We start from the raw sequence: 17,649 nt of genomic DNA on the forward strand, positions 1-17,649 counted from the left end.
ACGGTTCTTCCCGTATCAAGTACGAGACAGGCTGTACTGGGCGGTTCATCCAATCAGACTTTCTGTCTTGTCTTCCTAAATGAAGGCTATCCCAATATTGGGATTCCTACACGAATTCAGGCGTGATTAAATCGCCTACCCGTTGCAGAATGGGGTTCGGTCAACACCTCACTGCATCCAACCTTGCGACTTGCTAACGATTCGGGCTACGAACCCGCTCATAAGGGACTTTCACCCTCTGGAACTTTCGTGTTAACTTTGTTAACACATGCACATACTGGACACACACAAATACTGAAACGCCATAAGCGAACAGAGCTATTTGCAAAAGGAAATGCAATCCATTAGATTAGGTAAAGTTTAAAAAGGTTCAGCTTACGGCGTTTAGCTAGCCGTTAGCCACAAGTAAAAAATCAATGGACAAAGAAAGATTAGAAGACAAACAGAAAGCCTACAATGATAGATTCGTTAGGTGGCAACAGCTTACAACAGCACAGATTTCATTTACCAACAATCTCGTTCTGGGGTTTAACCTTGGCTTCTTAGGGTTCTTTGTAACACAATCTGGACTGGCTTTTAGCTGTGTTTGTTGGATATTCACTTTGCAAGTGTTCGCACTTCTAAGTTTAACAACCTCATTTTTCACTGGAATATTATTGGTAATTAACAGACTTAACGATTTCAGAAAAACAACTCAACTCGTAAAATATCGAAAAAAACAATTTGAAATTGAACACAATTTAAACACGTCATCTAACATTGAAACAGTGAAATCCACAATAGCAATGTTAAAGACTGAAGCAAATAGGCTTGGTAAAATAACTTGGATTCTATTGAATTGGCAAATTTGGACGTTTTTGATAGGCGCAATATTAGGGGTAGTTTTCATCGCAATAGCTAATAATCAATGTGGCTAATCGAGTAGTCGGCTGACGGTCAAATAACCGCCAGTGCGCCTCTCACACCACCAGATCCTTTCTTCGTCAGGACAGGCCAAGCGGTTCTCAATCCCTACCCTACAGGCCGGCTCCTCGCTAAATCGGCAGGTTTCGAACAATGAATCTTGACTAACGAAATGATCCACTACCTCTCCCCCAGAAATACAGGGTGATCCGTAAAACGGGCTGTAAAAATACAGATAGTCATATAAAAAGAAAAGCTGCTCATCCCGTCCGGATCAGCAGCTTAAGCATGATTATGAAAGACTAAATTACTATTCTATTTTGGTGGAGCTTTTCAGCTCTGTGATTAACTACTCGCGATGTTGTTTTCATTAATTACAATACAAGAATAGCGGCTTTCGTTGATTTGCTAAAGCTGTTTTCGGTGAACTGCATTATTATTCAGGTGAACTTCATCATTATACAGGAGAGTGTAAAAGAATAGGGTTTTGATTTCCCACCTTATAACCTGAGTATGATTGAGAAATATTGTTTTTAAGGCTTCTGAATAAAACTACACGTCATTTAGCATCTAATATGATCTTCTCTCAAACGCATATACTGACGAATATCTGCGCTTTACTGGTGTTCATGCTATTGATAACGTCAATTGATTTTGTTTGCTCACTTATAGCTCATTTTTAAAATCGAACTCAGGTTTAACCACTGATATTTTCATATTGATTTGATCCGTGGTTGCTTCTAGATGAACGGGAAGCAGTGCATTGACGAGCTCTTCATCATGTGGGTACTCCACTTTGATGTAGTTAGCGGTGAAGCCATGCATCATGCCGTCTTTGATATCTCCCTCTAATAGTACCTCTGCATACTTTCCTTCCTGACTCTGGTAGAAAGCTCTTTTCTTTTTCTCTGAAAGGACACGTAGCATCTTGGAGCGCTCCTGTCGCTCTGGGTAGGGAACAGGATTCTCCATGGTGATGGCCTGTGTGTTGTCACGCTCGGAATAAGTGAATACGTGCAAGTAAGAAACTTCTAGCTCGTTGATGAAGTTGTAAGTGTCCAGAAAGTCGTCATGCGTCTCTCCAGGAAAGCCTGTAATGACATCCACACCGATACAGCAGTCTGGCATCAGGGCTTTGATCTTGGCGACACGCTCTACATAGAGCTCGCGCAAGTAGCGTCGATTCATCAGCTTCAGTATCTTATTACTGCCCGATTGTAGTGGGATATGAAAGTGTGGAACGAAACGTTTGCTCTGCGCCACAAATTCGATGATTGAGTTGCTGAGCAGGTTGGGTTCTATCGAAGAGATTCTGAAACGTTCGATACCTTCTACTTCGTCCAGTGCTTTGACCAGATCGAGGAAGTTCTCTCTGCGTTTTCCATTCTGTATCCCGAAATCTCCTATATTGACCCCTGTCAGTACCACTTCTTTGACGCCAGATGCCGCGATTTCTTGGGCAGATTCGATGATGTTGGCGATGGTATCGCTACGACTCTTGCCTCTCGCGAGTGGTATGGTACAAAAGGCACATCCATAGTTGCAGCCATCTTGTACTTTGAGGAAAGTTCGGGTTCTGTCGGCCTTAGAGTAGGCATTGTTGAACTCAGTTGCATTAGAAATCTCCGAAGCACAGACGATCGTTTCTTTGTTTTTTTCGAATGCTTTGAGGTGTTCGAGTAGTTTGAATTTCTCAGCAGCGCCTAGTACCGCATCTACGCCTTTGATCTCCGCGATTTCTTGTGGTTTCAACTGCGCAAAACAACCGATGATCACGACGAATGATTCGGGAGAGATTTTCTTGGCGCTTTTTACGATCTGCTTGCACTTCTTGTCTGCATTCTCAGTGACAGAGCAAGTGTTGATAACAAATATGTCAGGCTGTGCTTCGAAAGCTACTTTTTCATAGCCTTCTTCTTCAAAGAGTCTGCTGATAGCAGAGGTCTCCGAGAAGTTTAGTTTGCAACCCAAAGTGTAAAATGCGACCTTTTTCATTTCTAGGAAATTTCCTGCAAAACTAATCAAATAACATTTCTTCTGTAATAAAATAGTACAGTATGCAACCCATGGTCGTAGTTGATTGTCTCTCAAATAAACATAAACTAATCATGAAGAAAATATTGACAATACTGTTCGCCGGATTTTGTATCGTGACGACCGCTTGTGCACAAGATGAAGAAACCAGAACGTTGAATGCTTTTCAAGGCCTGAGTGTAGGAGAATCCATTCGTGTGACACTGATCGAAGGAGATAAAAACGAAGCAGTCATCACGACGACCAATGTCGACACAGACAAGGTACTTACTGAGATCAATGGAGGGGATTTGAGGATACACATGGAGAGTGGGTCCTACACCAACAATACCGTAGAGGTAGTACTGACGTATACGCAAGCCTTAGATAAAATTAAAGTCAGCTCGTCTGGGCGTATCTCTGGCAAGGGGACTGTCCGATCCAAAGAACTCTACCTCAAAGCGAGTAGTTCAGGACGCATGGAGTTGGATGTGGATGTGGAACAACTCAAAATAGATGTATCGAGTAGCGGTAAAATCAGCTTGTCGGGACAAACCAAGACACAGGTCATAGATGCGAGTTCATCGGGCAAGTACCATGCGTTCGGTGTGGACTCGGAAGGGGTACGTGTCGACGTGAGTTCGTCAGGGAAGGTAGAAGTATCAGTAGGCAAAGAGTTACGCGCAGATGCCAGTAGCAGCGGAAAAGTAGTCTACCGAGGCAGTCCAGATAAAGTCCTAGCAGATACCTCCAGCAGTGGCAGTGTCAGGAGAGATTAAGAGAAAATGAAATTTCAAGAAAAGCCCAGTTTAGACTGGGCTTTTCTTGGCTAAACACTGGGCATACAGCTTAGCTTGTTTTAGTTTTATCCCAAAAATAAAACAATATGTCCAAGCCCTTGATTTTAGTCTCCAATGATGATGGTATCACCTCTAGTGGTATTCGAAAGCTCATCGAACTTATGTCTACTTTAGGTGAAGTAGTCGTGGTAGCACCTGATAAACCTCAGTCTGGAATGGGGCATGCAATCACCGTAGGAGATACACTTAGATTGGTGAAATCAGATTTGTTTGGGGATATTTTAGCCTATGAATGTTCGGGGACTCCCGCAGATTGTATCAAGCTAGCGAAACGAGAAGTTTTGAAAGATCGAAAAGTAGACTTGGTCGTCAGTGGTATCAACCATGGGTCGAACACCAGTATCAGTGTACTCTACTCGGGGACCATGTCCGCAGCGATAGAAGGAGCAATAGAGGGTGGGCCTGCGATAGGCTTTTCGCTATGCGACTTTAGTGCGGATGCAGACTTTTCTCATGTAGACGAGTATGTGCTCAAAATCACACGTAATGTCCTTGAGCATGGTTTGCCTACAGGGATAGCACTGAATGTAAATTTCCCTCCCAAACAGAATGAGAACCTCAAAGGGATCAAGATTTGCCGTCAGGCCAATGCTCGATGGGAGGAAGAGTTCGACAAGCGTATCGATCCACACGGTCGCAACTATTACTGGATGGTGGGCAACTTTATCAACCATGATAAAGGAGAGGACAATGACGAGTGGGCTATTTCGGACAATTACGTTTCGGTCGTCCCATGTCAATTTGATCTGACGGGCTATCATGCCATCGCCACGCTCAACGAGCAGTGGGACATCTAAGCATCTCATTATTATAGTAGAACTCTCGTTTTGAGAATCAACCGCTACACTTTGTGCCATGAAGTGTGGCGGTAGACCACATAGCTCCTAGCCTCTCTTATAGTAGCAGCAGGTTGGGCGATACGGGGCATTATCATTCTTACAAGTTTGGTTTTCAGCGGATTGCCTGTTTGATTAAATTTTCTATGTATGTCATATAATAGGTATTTGGTGTAGCGCGTATTTCTCTTGGCATAGTGTTTGGCAAAGTGATGACATGAATAAAAATGTGAAATCAAAAATGAATACTATGAAAAGGTTAATAGCAACATTGTTAATTCCTGTAGTCGTACTAAGTGCATGTACAGAGGACGAGTCTTCAAATGACATGGATAACAATACACCACCGACAGTACCTAGCGAGTCTACCATGGCTCCAGATTTAGACGCTTTTGATGAAGAGTCCTCAGAAGAGGGACGAGTAGCCGCCATAGGCAACTGGGGCTATGCAGCACTAATGTGGGGGTATATACAAGCATACTTTATCAGCATTTGGTGATCCCAGTGACGGCTTTTAAAGCTACCGTAGGAACAGAAGCTTATTTTGACGAAGAAACCGAGCTTTGGGTATGGGAGAAGAATTTCGATATTCCTGCACAAAGCGATTATCAGGTCAAATTGACGGCTGATGTAGATGGAAATGATGTAGACTGGAAAGGGTATATCTCACACGGTACTGAAATCGATGAGTTCATGTGGTTCGAAGGTGAGTCAACAGTCAATGGAGAGTCTGGTAGCTGGATGCTATACGAAAGCCCAGAGAATCCAAATGTATGGTTGACGAGCGACTGGACAGATGAGGATAACGAAACGGTGGCAGATGCTACATTCACTGTGATGAAAGAAGGTGATAACGAAGGGAGCTGGATCAAATTCGAAGCAGATGCTACTGCTGAGTTGGATAGAACCGTAACGATATTTGATGCCAGCATGGATAACGAAGTGACGATCATGTGGAGTCAGGCAGAGGTTAATGGTCAGGTAATGAGTGAAGCACACTTTGATGATACAGCCTACCACTGTTGGGATGCCAACTTGATGGATACGACCTGCGAATAGAAGATTGTCTTGACAGATAATAAAATACCAAAGCCTCGATGGAGTAATCTATCGAGGCTTTGTATTGTGAGTCACACCCTATTCTGGGCTCTTGTCGTATCTCAAAACACCCTCGTTTTGCAAAGAATGTATCTCTAATCCCACTCGATCTCAAAAAAACACCGGAGCATAACCCCCGGTGCGAATAATCAAATGGCAACATCCTCTTCTTTTCGTTTGCCTTTTCGGCTGGCGAGTATCTGGTTGTATTTGTCGATCAGGGTGTTAAGTTGCTTGACCGTGGAGCCATAGGGTTCTTCACCATTCTTGATCACATGGTAACTGGCGATCAAATCCCGTAGGCGATAGTAGAGTGGCTGTATGCGCACCCGCAGCAGGTCGCGCATACTCACAGGCACTGCTGTTTGCCTCCGTACGGTTGAGGAACAGCTCATTGAACTGTTCGTTGGCTTCAGCCAGTTGTGTCAGCCCTGACACCATCAGATTGATCCCTCCCTAATACTGATCACTTAATAGCCCCGTTGATTCGCGTCTCCATACTTGCAGCACAGTAGCACCCTTCAGCGGCGCTGTGATTTTCTGATGCGGCGCTAGGATTTTAAGGAGCGGTTTCATCATTTTCATCAACGGTTTTATGATTACTTATTGGTCGTTTGTCATTTCCCTAACTTTCGGCCTGATAATGACTGGTCATTTAATACTTCAGCAATGCTCGGGCCACTAGAGTTGTCATCATTATCCCTGATTTTGTACCAGTTGACCTTATAGAAAGGTAGTGAGATACCCACGGCATAACAAATGCCTCAGAAAATTGCAGTCGCATTTCTGAATGCGACCGAGCTAGATTTAGGTACCTGTGTCTGATGACTGCCCGTGGCATTTATCATCGATGTATCTATCTTTGGCGATATGCAGCAGGAGTATGCCATCATCGATATCGAGACCACAGGTCGCAGTGCCAAAGGGCAAAAGGTCACTGAGATCGCCATTATCATCCACGATGGAGAGAAAGTCATAGACGAATACCAGACACTAGTCAACCCTGAGACCTCCATCCCCTACTCGATCACGCAGCTCACAGGCATATACGACGAGATGGTCATGCACTCCCCTAAGTTCTATGAGATTGCCAAACGCGTCTACGAGATGACCGAGGGGCGCACATTCGTGGCGCACAATGTCGCCTTTGACTATGGTGTACTCAAAGGTGAGTTTGCCAGTCTCGGTGGTGATTTTGAGCGCAATAAACTATGCACGGTCAAACTGTCGCGAAAGCTCCTCCCTGGGCATGCCTCGTACAGTCTGGGCAAGCTATGTACGGATTTGGGGATCCCAATCAATGGCCGCCACCGGGCCTATGGCGATGCAGAAGCTACTGCCAAACTCATGGACATCCTACTCAGCAAGGCCGAAGCGATGGGCGTAGAAGACCTGAGTACCGAGTCCCTCGCCAACCTCCCCAAAATCCCTCCGCTGCTGGCTCTGAGTACCTACACAAAACTCCCGACCGAGACAGGAGTCTACTACATCTACAATGACCAGCAGGCACTCGTCTATGTGGGCAAAGCCAACAACATCCGTCAGCGCATGCTGTCCCACTTCAACGACAAGAGCCGCAAAGAACGATCGATGTTCGCAGTGACCGCCGACATCCAATACCAGATCACGGGTAGCGAATTGATCGCACTCCTGCACGAGTCGGACGAAATCAAAAAGCACCAGCCACAGTTTAACCATGCGCTGAAACAAACCCGCATCACCCACGGGCTCTACGCCTACGAGACCCAATCTGGACTAATACAACTCAGCATCGGCAAACTACAGGTCGGTAGCATGGCAATCATGACCTACGGCAAATTATCACAAGCAAAATCCTATTTGGAAAACGCCGTAATGAACTACCAGCTATGCCCCAAATACTGTGGGCTGGAAAAAACAAATGGCCCCTGTTTTGCCTCCCACATCAAAAAATGCAACGGCGTCTGCTGCAACAAAGAATCGATAGAAGACTACAACGCTCGCGTCGAAGAGATGCTCAGCGACATTATGATACGTCAGGAAGATTTTTTCATCCAAGAACCCGGCAGGTCGGATGACGAAATCGCAATCGTACAGATCAAACAAGGCGAGTATATCGGATACGGTTATGTCCCCGCTGCTAATCAAAATGAGGCACACGAGGGGTACGAGACTTTCATCACCCCCAAGACCAACACGCCCGATGCACAGCGCATCATTTTGGGATACCTCAAGAAGTCCAAAAGCAAAACACCAGAAAAGGAGATCAAATAATACCACAAACAGACGACCTATCCTGTATACACCTCAGGTTATCAATCCAGTCCTACATCGCTACATTTCCAACCCAAATATTACATTGACGTCATCAGCACGATAGAAGAATTGATTCCACTATTTAGCACACTTCTTATCCCTTTTCAAGATGAGATATTAATCCAAAAAACCAACCATAAAGGTTGACAACTCTGCCATAGTCAGGCAGGTATGCACTAGAGCGAAATACTATTTCTTTCTAAATCAGTCTGACCGACAACACCAAAGCATAAAGAACGCCAACGAACTATAGATCAACACATTAAACACCTACATAAAACTCACTTAAAACCCGCGGGAGTTTCTATCTAAACCTGCGCGGGATTCAATCCAAACCTGCGGGGGTTTCCTCCCAAACCTGCGCGGGGTTCAATCCAGACCTGCGGGGGTTTTCGCTCAAACCTGCGCAGGTTTGGAATCACACTTGAGGACAGGGAATAAATGACCTCATATATACTAGGTGAAATTACTCTTTTCCAACCTTAGACATATGCTATATCAAACCTGCTACATTTGGTTAAGCTGTATCTGACCTTTAGTTCATAGGAAGTCTAAATCGCATTCACTATCCTGCTTGTTCTTTTGCTCCGTAGGGATGCCATCGGTCCATGATTCGGGTTGAAAATCAAATTGATGCTCCGCTTGTTCTAACGAAACAAAACAGAATACCTTTGCGGCTATGTCAGCAACGAACAAAGATCAAAAAGCCATCCTCAGCAAACTCGGTATCGCACAGCTCAACCCGATGCAGGAGCAGGCACATGAGGCCATCAGTACTGGGTCAGAGGTTATACTACTCTCTCCTACAGGGACAGGCAAAACCTTGGCCTTTTTGCTCCCGATCATTGCACAGCTCGACCCGAACAGCGACCAGATACAAGTCTTGATTTTGGTTCCATCCCGAGAACTCGCCATTCAGATCGAGCAGGTGATACGGGAGATAGGTAGCGGATTCAAAACCAACGCCATCTATGGCGGCAGATCGGGATCGAAGGATCGTATCGAGCTCAAACATGCCCCGGCGATACTGGTAGGCACGCCAGGACGTGTGGCGGACCACATCCGAAGAGAAAACATCGATACCGATAGCATTCAGACGCTGGTACTGGATGAGTTTGACAAGTCACTGGAGGTAGGATTCGAAAGCGAAATGACAGAGATCGTTTCTGCCCTGCCCTATCTCACCAAAAAAGTACTGACATCCGCCACACAAAAAGGCGAAATACCTGCTTTCGTAGGGCTTCAAAATCCCCAAACGATTAGCTTCCTCGGAGAATCCAAAAGCCTGTTAACCCTCAAGGTGCTGTCGTCTCCTAGCAGAAACAAACTAGACTCACTGCTACAACTGCTAGGGCATGTAGGAGACAAAAATGGCATCCTGTTCTGCAGCCTAAAAGACACCATACAGACCGTAAGCAACTTTCTCCATCAACAAGATATCGGACATGAATGCTTCTATGGTGGATTAGAACAAATCGACAGAGAGCGCGCACTTATCAAGTTTAGAAATGGCACGAGCCGTCTATTGGTAGCTACAGATCTCGCTGCACGAGGGATCGATGTGCCAGAGTTGGATTTCATCATCCACTACGAACTACCTGTGAAGCAAGAGGAATTCACCCACCGCAATGGGCGTACGGCACGGATGCACAGTGACGGCACAGCCTACATCCTCAAATGGGAGAATGAGTCCTTACCAGATTTCGTTCAGGATGCAGAAGATTTTAGTATTACTTCTCGCTCCAATCCTGTCTCCAGCATGTGGGAGACACTCTACATCTCAGGTGGGAGAAAAGACAAAATATCCAAAGGCGATATCGCAGGATTATTCTTCAAACAAGGAGAACTAAAAAAGGATGAGCTGGGCACGATAGAATTGAAACAAGATTGTGCATTCGTAGCAGTCCCGAGGAACAAAGTACGTCAGCTTACCAAGCAGCTCAATAACACCAAACTAAAAACCAAGAAAGTACGCATTACGCTTTTGGAGTAGCGTCTATCAGCTTCTGGTTCGTCTACGCAGCTTGGTGATTCGATCTCGATAGTATGCCTCCAGTTCTTCTACGAAAGCCATAGGATCGGTATAACTGATCCATATCTGATAGAGATGTTGAGCTTTCGCGCTATCTAGCTGCTCTTCGAGACGGGTCTTTTCGCGCTGCAACAAGGTTAAGGTCGATAGAGGCTGCTTTAGAACTGGTACTCGCTCCGCTGCGACAGGTACTTCACCTCCCATGACAAAGGCATGAAACGCCTGCAACTCCTTCAAATCTCCTGATTGATAGATGGCTATCAACTGCGTAGTAAGCTCCGTCGCGACATCTGTGGCATCCTCACGCATGGCATACTTGTCTGGATGTACCTGTAGCATGGCTTCTCTATAGAGCCGTTTGTATTCCTGATGCTGTACAGGGAGCATTTCTTTCTTGCTATTCTCAGATCTAACTAACCCCTGCGGCGCAGCATAATTCTTCCCTTTCCGCTTTTGCGCCAACCGCTTTTCTTTCTTGGCTAGCTTCTGTTGCTTGTAAAGCACCGTCAGCTCCTGCTCCTCGATCAGTAATTCTCCCAGCCTCTGGCGCAGCATAGCTTCGAAACTGACCGTCTTCCCTTCTACCTCATCCAAAACGGCCTTTAAGGATTGGATTTCCTGCTGAAGCAGTCTGATCTGAGCATCGTCAGACGATTCATGGACTAATGGTAGATTCATAGGACTACAAACAGGGATAATGCACACAAAGAAACACTACTACCCTTACATTAGATAGTAATTAACTCCACTAAGACCAAAAAAAGCTCATACCAAATCGGTATGAGCTTTTAAGTTTTAACTAAAAGTTTTTTAGAATTTCCCTGAAAGGATTACCCTAAAGCAATTTGCTTCATAGACGTCATTGCTTTACGCAATCTTGATCCTACTTTCTCGATATCGTGTGATCTCAACTTCTCATTGATCTGGATCAAAGTCACGTTATCTACTTGACCATCTACCGTATCGTTGTAATCCATACCGATGATGTCCGTCTCTACTGACTTCATGAAGTCTCCCAATAGTGGCTTACACGCGTGATCGAATAGGTAACATCCATACTCCGCAGTATCAGAGATCACTCTGTTCATCTCGAACAATTTTTTTCTAGCGATCGTGTTGGCGATCAATGGCGTCTCATGCAGTGACTCGTAGTATGCAGACTCACCTTTGATTCCTGCTTCAGTCATGGTCTCATAAGCCAACTCTACACCTGCTCTCACCATAGCAACCATCAATAGACCTTTGTCATAGAACTCTTGCTCAGTGATCTCTACGTCCGCAGCTGCGGTTTTCTCGAAATTGGTCTCACCTGTCAAAGCTCTCCAGTTCAATAGGTTCTTGTCATCCTCAGACCAATCTTTCATCATCGTAGAAGAAAACTCACCTGACATGATATCGTCTTGGTGCTTTTGGAATAGCGGTCTCATGATGTCTTTCAACTCCTCAGAGATCTCAAAACACTTGATTTTGGCTGGGTTAGACAATCTATCTACCATACCAGACACGCCACCGTGCTTGAGTGATTCGGTGATCACTTCCCATCCGTATTGGATGAATTTAGATGCCCAACCAGCGTCTACACCTTTCTCAGTCATCTTGTCAAAGCATAGGATAGATCCAGTCTGCAACAGACCACAAAGGATCGTCTGCTCGCCCATCAAATCAGATTTTACTTCTGCGACGAATGATGATTTCAAACATCCCGCTCTGTGTCCACCAGTTGCAGCAGCATACGCTTTGGCATACGCCCAACCTTTACCTTCTGGATCGTTTTCTGGGTGCACTGCGATCAATGTCGGTACACCAAATCCTCTTTGGTATTCGTGTCTTACTTCTGATCCAGGAGACTTAGGTGCCACCATGATCACGGTGATATCTTCTCTGATAATTGTACCTTCTTCCACGATGTTGAACCCGTGAGAGTATGAAAGCGCAGAACCTTTTTTCATCAATGGCATCACAGCCTTCACCACAGCGGTGTGCTGCTTGTCTGGTGTCAAGTTGATCACCAAATCAGCCGTAGGGATCAAGTCATCATACGTACCAACTGTAAATCCTGCTTCAGAAGTATTGACGAAAGAAGCTCTCTTCTCATCGATCGCTGCTTGACGCAATGCATAAGAGATATCCAATCCAGAATCTCTCATATTGAGGCCTTGGTTGAGGCCTTGTGCACCAGCACCTACGATGACAATTTTCTTCCCTTTCAAAGCCTCAACGCCATCGTTGAACTCCGAACCATCCATGAATTCACATACGCCGAGCTGATTGAGTTGCTCTCTAAGCGGTAGTGTGTTGAAATAATTTCCCATTTATCTAATGTTTTTATAATGCTATCAAATATCGATAACACAAAGGTGTATCATCCGATTTGTATCCTTATGGTGATAATGAGAAAAGTTTAGGTACTTTTCAACGATTCCTCTCGGTAGGCATTGGGAGTCTGCCCGGTAAACTTCTTGAAAAATTTACTAAAATAGGACTGATCCTTGAAACCCAACTGCATAGATATCTCTGAGACAGACAAATCTGAATGCTTCAAAAGACGCTTAATTTCAAGCACTTGCTTGTCAAAAACCAATTCCTTAGAAGTCTTACCCGTCAACTCTTTCACCGTATGTGTAAGGTGATTTTCTGTTACATTCAGTTCCTCAGCATACTGTTTGATACTGAGATTCAACTGGTATTTTTCCTCGATCAACTCACGAAAACGCTTGACCATGAGATGACCTTTCCCTTTTTCGATGGCACGTTGCTCTCGTGGATAGAGGCGTTCGCAGGTATTGAGGATCAGATCGAGTAGGGAGTTGGCAAACTCCCGGCTCTTCTCCTCTTCCATGACCTTAGCCCCTTGCCGAAAAAGCCCCTTAAGAAACTGCGTATCACTCTCCTCTGCCAAAAGCAAGGGAGGGTTCTCTTGTTTGAGATTGAAAAAGAAGGGAAACTCAAGCAGCTTGTTCTTGTTGCTGCGGTCTAGGAGATAAAACTCAGCGGTAAAGAGAAAAATATAGCCATCGACATCCTTGGATAACTCCAACTTATGTGTCTGTCCCGGACTCAGAAAAAACACACAAGGAGGCTTGATCTCGTACTCGTTGCTATCGATCACATGAATCCCTGAGCCCTGTGTCAAGAACAGTACTTCAAAAAAATCATGACGGTGCGGATACTGCACCTCAAAGTGGCGATTGGCATCAAACACCTCTACCTGAAAGGGCAAAGCTGAACCCGCCACGGGCTTGAACTTATCCAAACTGTATATCGGTATGCCTTTGTGCTCCGCCATACTAGGGGCTACTGTTCTTTAAAATCGATTGACACGGAGTTGATGCAGTATCTCAAACCTGTGGGCTCTGGCCCATCAGTAAAGACGTGCCCCAGATGTCCACCGCAGTTGGTACACGTGACTTCAGTACGTGTCATGCCATGAGAGGTATCGAGGTGATTGGTCACCTTGGTTTTATCAGCAGGTTGAAAAAAGCTCGGCCATCCACAGCCCGCATCGAATTTGGTATCTGAGGCAAACAATTCTTCTCCACATCCTGCACAGACATATTTACCATCCTTATCAAAGTCCCAATACTCCCCAGTAAATGGACGCTCCGTTCCCTTCTCTCTCAAGACGCGAAACTGCTCCTCGGTGAGTTGATCCTTCCATTGACTTTCTGTTTTTTTCATGGTGTGTTCTTTTTGGTTACCCTCTTGAGATACGAAACAAAAGGCATCCCAGATACAATCAGCTATAAAAACTCTTCTCTTTCTTCTTGATGAACAGCTGCCTGAAGCTATTGCCTGTAAAAGCACCCAAAGCTCCTGCTACCGCACCTAAAAGCCCCGTAGCAATAATCAGCATATTCACATCATCGACTGGAAATAGTGCAACGATTTTCAGCGACATAATAGAATCAACCTCTACATCTTCCTTCCATGCCATGACCATCCAAAGCAGTCCTCCACCTAAAAAACCACTCAGGAATGCGTTAAAATTACTCCCTGGCAAAAAGAAAGCGACTACACCTGCCACCAAAACCAAACACCACCATGGCATGATCAATGACAAGAATAAACTGAATGTACCAATACAGATAAGTCTTAATAAAAACCTCATGATTATTCTGATTTTAGGGTTTGTGTAAATACAACATTTGGGTTCACTTCTTTCTCAGAGCGTAAAAAATTCAGAGGATAATACTTCCCTGTTGCCCATTTTTCGATCATTTCAGCATAGGCAGGGTTCCCAGGGTTTCCAGACTGACTACCCGGATATACACCCCAGGCCCGTACTTGGCCAGGATCCAGCTCTACCACCATTCGCCATGATGGACCATGCGTAGCACTCGCAGCGTTCACAATATTCCTATTACCACCGATCGCTATATTCTCAACAGAGAATGGTGCTAGTTTCAAGATGTGGTTGGCAGTCGTACCTTTATATAAGTACCAATCTGCACGATCCAGTTCGTTGTCTTTTTTCCACTGCTCTATCTCGTTCACTGCTATCTCGAATGTTTGATTAATCAAATCCATAGCAGACTCCTTCTTTTCAGTTTCTTGCACATCGAAGTACTTATTGTACGGGTCAGTGTTCATCAAATGAATGGTATTGAATACATGCGGCTTCATCAACGCTACCTCTCGATCCACAAACTCATCCCAGATCAATGGATAGAGCGCATTCCACCATGCCTCATAATAACTCGCCGACTGCACTTTGGGATCATTGAAATAATCCCACCTCCTGAGAATCGTATAAGCACCTTTGGCAGCTAGAGACAGATTAGCCGTATCAAGACTATCCAGCATCAGTGGCAAACTTTCCGAAGCACGGTAGTTGTAGTTATCATTCTGAAGTTTCATCATATCACCTACCTCTATGCCACTCATCAGTGAGAGTCGGTCGTTGATACGTCGGTTGCGATAGAACTCATAGTTGTAATCATAGACATAATAAGGATATGTAGAATCTACTGGGTGTTGGTTGGCTGAACTCAAAAAGCCTTGTTCGGGATTAAGTGCAAATGCTTTCTGCTCATGCGGAATGTAGGTCGCCCACTCTTGACGCGAATCACGCCCATCCATCAGGAATTTACCTTGCTCCTCCCACTTGACCGGAAACTTACCATTGATCCACATCGCGATATCTCCCGACGCAGATGCAAAAGCAAAATTCTGTGCAGGGGACTCGAAATACTCCAGAGCCGCTGTATATTCTTGATAGTTTTTAGCACGGTTCAGCAGATAGAAGGTGTTCACTTCGACCGTCTCTTCATGTGCTGTCCATTTCATCGCAAAGTTGACTTCTTCGCCATTGCCCATAAAGTTATGATCATAAACGACAGGCCCGTAGTGTGTATAGACGATGGTATCGTATAAGGTTTCTCCGTTCCTCACTTTGATTTCCTCTACAATCTTCTCCGTTTTCAACCATTTATGATCATAGCGGTACTCCTCTCTCCTATCATTCCTAAACTCGATCTGATACCAATCCACTACATCACGCTTGGCATTGGTCACGCCCCATGCGATAGAGTCATTAAACCCAACAATCACGCCAGGTGCTCCTGGTATCGTAGCTCCAAAAGTATTGATGCCTGGTGCACTGAGTTGATTGACATACCAAATAGACGGTAGGTTCAGCGCCAAATCAGGCTCATTGGCCAACATGGCTCTACCATTAGCCGCTTTCTGGGGAGATACAACGAAATTATTCGAGCCATTGCTCGGGTCTGGCTTTTCGATCGTCTCTTGGGTAAGTACTAGTGGAAATGTCACATCAGGCTTTTCTACCGCTATCGGTTCAAAATCCCATGGTGTACCGCTAGGGATCACTGGATCTACTGTCGCAAATGACTCAGGAAACAGCAGTTCGAAATCTTCTCTCCCAAACAATTTCAGGGCATTAGTATTTTCTAAATCAGCCTCCCCAGATGCCAGCATATCAGCCATATATTTTAGGAGCAAACAAGATTTCAGTTTGGTCCAAGGCTCAGGCTTATAATCTAGCAGTTTATACTCTATCGGGTAGTCTTCATAGCTCAGGGAGTTGATCCAATAATTGACGCCATCGGCATAGGCCTGCATCATATTATCAACCTTTGGATACTCTTTGAGCAGTTCCAAAGAACGCTTAGCACCATATTTGAGTCCCTTCCGTCTATTCTTCTTATCAAAATCTATGGCCTTTTCGCCAATAATTTCCGAGATACGCCCTTCGGTAGCCATCACCTGAAACTCCATCTGCCACAGCCTGTGATAGGCAGTGATATAACCTTGAGCAAAATAAAGGTCATAGTCATTCTTGGCAAATATGTGAGGAATCACCTGCTCATCGAATTTCAGAATAACGTTTTCTTTCAGTTGTTTTGCCTTGAGTTGCTCTGGGAGACCTATTCTTTCCTTTTCCCCATTCATCCAAAAACCAGTAAACGGGCTAATAAACTTTCCCAGCGGCGGAATATCTCCTTGTTTAAAATTGACATAAGAAATGAACATGATTGTCAAAATCATGGCCACAAGAAACCTGAATACTTTCATATTGGATGGGTATAAAATTGAAGGGTCTAAGATAAGTGAGATGCAACAGGCAGACAAAAAGTGATCTCAATAAGTTGCAAATAATCTGAAGGAACTCGCTACTCTAATTATAGAGTATTGATTAAATTTCATTTTCAATTCGAGACAACACGCAACTATTAGGAGATTTTGGGCAAATATTCAATCAAAGAACTGGAGAGATTATCGGGTATCAAGGCGCATACGATTCGGATTTGGGAGAAGCGCTACCAACTCATCGTCCCCTCACGATCCAAAACGAACATCCGCTCTTACAGTGATGGTCAGCTCAAAAAACTGCTCAATGTCTCTTCCTTGATCAACCTAGGTTATAAAATATCCAAGATCAGCGAAATGTCTGACGCAGACGTGTTAGGTATTCTGGAAGAAAATGAAAAAAAATCAGATGTTCGTTCTTCTCAAGAACTAACCATGTATCGATTGATCGAGCCTTCTATTAGTTTTGATGAAGTCGCCTTGGACAAGCAAATCCAACAGATCATAGCACAAACCAATTTGCAGGATGCTTTTTCTGAATTCTTCTTCCCGCTACTCAACCGTATCGGTTTCCTATGGCGCGCCAACAAGGTATCTCCCGCACACGAACACTTCCTCTCCAACAAACTCATGGGACTACTACACAGTGCTATGCCCGCGTCACAGTCTGTTACATCTTCAGAGAATTATTTACTGTTTTTACCCGAATGGGAAGAACATGAAATACTGCTATTGTTCTGCAACTACGTACTCCGCACTAACGGTATAGCAACGGTGTACCTAGGCAGAAGAGTTCCAATCGCAAACCTGAATGAAACCATAGCAGACATAAAACCCAGTAAGCTGATCACTATTATCACCACACCTAACTATGAAAAAGATATCAAAAAGTACCTTAAAGCAATCTCACACTTAGAAAACAGTCCACAGGTGATCGCTGGAGGCAGTCAAAACTATAGCCAAGTCCTTAAGGACTTTTCTACTATGAGCTGGGTCAACAGTACACAAGAACTACTTTCCCACATATATTAATGTTTAACTTTTTTTCATTTTAATTAAACAA

The 17,649-nt window shown here is 44.5% G+C and carries 17 protein-coding genes; 8 read left to right on the plus strand and 9 right to left on the minus strand.

From position 1 onward, the window contains the following. Window positions 1-416: 416 nt before the first annotated feature. Window positions 417-917, plus strand: a complete 501-nt coding sequence (locus BUB99_RS02260; RefSeq protein ID WP_073119068.1) for a hypothetical protein — start codon at window positions 417-419, stop codon at window positions 915-917. 652 nt (window positions 918-1,569) lie between these two features. On the opposite strand, the gene mtaB is transcribed toward BUB99_RS02260, so the two are convergent. After that, window positions 1,570-2,898, minus strand: a complete 1,329-nt coding sequence (mtaB, locus tag BUB99_RS02265) for a tRNA (N(6)-L-threonylcarbamoyladenosine(37)-C(2))-methylthiotransferase MtaB (protein WP_073119069.1) — start codon at window positions 2,896-2,898, stop codon at window positions 1,570-1,572. 113 nt (window positions 2,899-3,011) lie between these two features. Between mtaB and BUB99_RS02270 the strand changes: the two genes are divergently transcribed. From BUB99_RS02270 to BUB99_RS02285, 4 genes are all read left to right on the plus strand, one after another. Then, complete coding sequence (locus tag BUB99_RS02270; protein ID WP_073119071.1) at window positions 3,012-3,695, plus strand: head GIN domain-containing protein; 684 nt, start codon at window positions 3,012-3,014, stop codon at window positions 3,693-3,695. Between the two features lie 107 nt (window positions 3,696-3,802). Next, on the plus strand, window positions 3,803-4,573 hold the full coding sequence (surE, locus tag BUB99_RS02275; RefSeq protein WP_073119073.1) for a 5'/3'-nucleotidase SurE: 771 nt from the start codon (window positions 3,803-3,805) through the stop codon (window positions 4,571-4,573). Window positions 4,574-4,862: 289 nt separating this feature from the next. Continuing rightward, the gene (locus tag BUB99_RS02280; RefSeq protein ID WP_139280860.1) at window positions 4,863-5,111 is read left to right on the plus strand and encodes a hypothetical protein; all 249 of its coding nucleotides are present in this window, start codon (window positions 4,863-4,865) and stop codon (window positions 5,109-5,111) included. Continuing rightward, complete coding sequence (locus tag BUB99_RS02285) at window positions 5,072-5,671, plus strand: hypothetical protein (protein ID WP_139280861.1); 600 nt, start codon at window positions 5,072-5,074, stop codon at window positions 5,669-5,671. The genes BUB99_RS02280 and BUB99_RS02285 overlap by 40 nt, the downstream gene beginning before the upstream one ends. Window positions 5,672-5,859: 188 nt before the next feature. Here BUB99_RS02285 and BUB99_RS20190 read toward each other — a convergent pair whose 3' ends face one another. Further along, a complete protein-coding gene (locus BUB99_RS20190; RefSeq protein ID WP_139280862.1) occupies window positions 5,860-6,105 on the minus strand; it encodes a hypothetical protein in 246 nt (81 codons plus the stop codon). A gap of 61 nt (window positions 6,106-6,166) precedes the next feature. Beyond that, window positions 6,167-6,289, minus strand: coding sequence for a hypothetical protein (locus BUB99_RS20670; protein WP_262501859.1), 123 nt, complete (start codon window positions 6,287-6,289; stop codon window positions 6,167-6,169). Between the two features lie 255 nt (window positions 6,290-6,544). Between BUB99_RS20670 and BUB99_RS02295 the strand changes: the two genes are divergently transcribed. Both BUB99_RS02295 and BUB99_RS02300 read left to right on the plus strand, forming a co-directional pair. Continuing rightward, entirely contained in the window at window positions 6,545-7,963 is a 1,419-nt protein-coding gene (locus BUB99_RS02295; RefSeq protein ID WP_084190300.1) for an exonuclease domain-containing protein, read from the plus strand. A 721-nt stretch (window positions 7,964-8,684) separates the two neighbouring features. Next, a complete protein-coding gene (locus BUB99_RS02300) occupies window positions 8,685-9,998 on the plus strand; it encodes a DEAD/DEAH box helicase (protein ID WP_073119080.1) in 1,314 nt (437 codons plus the stop codon). A gap of 6 nt (window positions 9,999-10,004) precedes the next feature. Here BUB99_RS02300 and BUB99_RS02305 read toward each other — a convergent pair whose 3' ends face one another. From BUB99_RS02305 to BUB99_RS02330, 6 genes are all read right to left on the minus strand, one after another. Then, window positions 10,005-10,715: a hypothetical protein gene (locus BUB99_RS02305; protein ID WP_073119082.1), complete on the minus strand. Its 711-nt coding sequence runs from the start codon at window positions 10,713-10,715 to the stop codon at window positions 10,005-10,007. A 152-nt stretch (window positions 10,716-10,867) separates the two neighbouring features. Continuing rightward, window positions 10,868-12,349 carry a ketol-acid reductoisomerase gene (gene ilvC / locus BUB99_RS02310; protein WP_073119084.1) on the minus strand — a complete coding sequence of 494 codons (1,482 nt, stop codon included), beginning with the start codon at window positions 12,347-12,349 and terminating at the stop codon, window positions 10,868-10,870. Between the two features lie 89 nt (window positions 12,350-12,438). Continuing rightward, a complete protein-coding gene (locus tag BUB99_RS02315; protein ID WP_073119086.1) occupies window positions 12,439-13,323 on the minus strand; it encodes an AraC family transcriptional regulator in 885 nt (294 codons plus the stop codon). Between the two features lie 8 nt (window positions 13,324-13,331). After that, window positions 13,332-13,715 (minus strand): peptide-methionine (R)-S-oxide reductase MsrB, encoded by a 384-nt coding sequence (gene msrB, locus BUB99_RS02320; protein ID WP_073119087.1) that lies wholly within the window; start codon window positions 13,713-13,715, stop codon window positions 13,332-13,334. A 58-nt stretch (window positions 13,716-13,773) separates the two neighbouring features. Then, the gene (locus BUB99_RS02325; protein ID WP_139280863.1) at window positions 13,774-14,145 is read right to left on the minus strand and encodes a hypothetical protein; all 372 of its coding nucleotides are present in this window, start codon (window positions 14,143-14,145) and stop codon (window positions 13,774-13,776) included. Window positions 14,146-14,147: 2 nt separating this feature from the next. After that, entirely contained in the window at window positions 14,148-16,571 is a 2,424-nt protein-coding gene (locus BUB99_RS02330) for a penicillin acylase family protein (protein WP_073119091.1), read from the minus strand. A gap of 168 nt (window positions 16,572-16,739) precedes the next feature. Between BUB99_RS02330 and BUB99_RS02335 the strand changes: the two genes are divergently transcribed. Next, window positions 16,740-17,618 carry a MerR family transcriptional regulator gene (locus tag BUB99_RS02335; RefSeq protein ID WP_073119093.1) on the plus strand — a complete coding sequence of 293 codons (879 nt, stop codon included), beginning with the start codon at window positions 16,740-16,742 and terminating at the stop codon, window positions 17,616-17,618. Window positions 17,619-17,649 lie beyond the last annotated feature (31 nt).

The organism is Reichenbachiella agariperforans (genome assembly GCF_900142205.1).
Taxonomy (GTDB): Bacteria; Bacteroidota; Bacteroidia; order Cytophagales; family Cyclobacteriaceae; genus Reichenbachiella; species Reichenbachiella agariperforans.